Source organism: Neisseria sp. HMSC078C12, assembly GCF_001838065.1.
In the GTDB taxonomy this organism is placed as follows: Bacteria; Pseudomonadota; Gammaproteobacteria; order Burkholderiales; family Neisseriaceae; genus Neisseria.
Genome location: NZ_KV835606.1, coordinates 1 through 1,596, shown reverse-complemented (window position 1 = coordinate 1,596; position 1,596 = coordinate 1). Strand labels below are relative to the sequence as shown.

General features: G+C 37.7%; 2 protein-coding genes and 1 pseudogene. All 3 read right to left on the bottom strand.

Annotation, left to right across the window (positions count from 1 at the left end):
* Positions 1–116: pseudogene (locus HMPREF2596_RS11605) on the bottom strand (RHS repeat protein); the annotation flags it as partial.
* Between the two features lie 354 nt (positions 117–470).
* A complete protein-coding gene (locus HMPREF2596_RS05005; protein ID WP_003744796.1) occupies positions 471–899 on the bottom strand; it encodes a hypothetical protein in 429 nt (142 codons plus the stop codon).
* Positions 900–909: 10 nt separating this feature from the next.
* Positions 910–1,596 (bottom strand): RHS repeat domain-containing protein (locus HMPREF2596_RS11600; RefSeq protein WP_283140405.1); only part of this gene is annotated, 687 nt, incomplete at its 5' end.

Below are 1,596 nucleotides of genomic sequence, written 5' to 3'. Positions count from 1 at the left end.
AAGGCGTCGTAGGTGTAGGCCCAAGTCTCTTTCGTGCCGTCTTTTTTGAAGATTTCCGCCTTAACCAGTTGGTCATGCAGGTCGTAGAAGTAGTTCTGTACTTCGCCGTCGGCCAGTTCTCGATGGATGAGGTTGCCGAAGTGGTCGTAGTAATAGCTGCTGCCGTTGTAGGTTTTCAGGCGGTTGTCGGTTGCGGTTTTGGCTTGGATTGTTATGGAAAAAATATTTTAGACGACCTCGAAAAAGGATTGAGGTCGTCTGAAAAGCAAAAAACACAAGACCCTATGTCAGGATTGTAGGTTTCATGCGGGCTACTGCTTGCTAGACCCAACCTACGCCTGTTGTTAGTTTTGCATAAATTAATGAGCAATATAAAACGTCTAAATATTTGAAAGATTTAGATTTTAGAGTTTTTTGTATTTGAAAAAAGGGGACCTTGTGGGGAAGGCTCGACCTAATTACATTTCTTTTTATGAGACTGAAAATTTAGAGATTCTTAAACCATCTAATTCAAATGTGAAAATAATAGAAACTCCTCCTTCTGTTTTTATCTCACACTCATGTTCCCACTCCTCCCTTGATACAAATTTCCATTTAATATCGGCAAAAAACAAATATTGTACAAATTTTTCAATAGTTAATTTCCTATTAATTTTATATTTTTTAGCAATAGTTACACCTTTGAAATAAGGATCTATTGATAGCAAATAAATAACTTCATCCCTAAAACCAATTTCTAATCCCTTCCAAAAAATAGAAAAACCACTTTCTATATTATCGTCATCGTATAACCATTTAGACGAATGTTTGAATTGTTTCCGCTTTTGAAAATTACTATATGACATACCCACAGACAAATCTTTAAATCTGCCTGTTTTTAAGAAAGATGTGATATCCATAATAACCTCATTAACATTTTCCTAGCATTTTCCTAAATTTTTTAATTCCTCTTTTAGCTATATCTTTTCTCCTAGTGCTACTTTTTGGGTCATTTAAATCACCTTCAAAATCAGTCAGAGCCTTTTTAAGCTGATCTTTTGCTGATGACATAATTTGTGAGTTGTCTTTCAGTTCAGAAATTAATTTATCAGCAGCTTTCAATTCTTTGGAAGTAGCACTTTTCATATCACCAAAACGTTTCCATATTAATTCTCCTTTATCATCTAAGGTTAAAAGGGCTTCTGTTACTTTTTTATTTCCTACAAAAATATCAGCATGAGGTCCTTTTACACTAACATCCGAAAATCTATATGGTTGCATTTTTGCAGTTGCTTTTGAAGCAAGGCCTAATGGGTCCACCCACGCCTTCGTATTCAGTCCAAAAGCATACAAATTCTCCCCACCCAACAACTCAATCGGATCCTGATTCACAAACCGACCTGCATCAGGCTCATAATACCTGAAGAAATTGTAATGCAGCCCCGTCTCACGGTCGGCATATTGGTTTTGCAGGCGGAAGGGCTGGTGAGCAGTTCCGAATATGTTGGTTTCATTCTTCAGTTTGCCCCAGCCGTAATAATCGCCGAACCAAACCAGGTTGCCGTCTTTATCGGTCATTTCACGTGGGATGCCGATTTGGTCGCAGTGGAAGTAGTG

What these genes read in the sequence shown, in the direction of transcription:
- HMPREF2596_RS05005 (WP_003744796.1), bottom strand. Translation starts at nt 899, where the DNA reads ATGGATATCACATCTTTCTTAAAAACAGGCAGATTTAAAGATTTGTCT.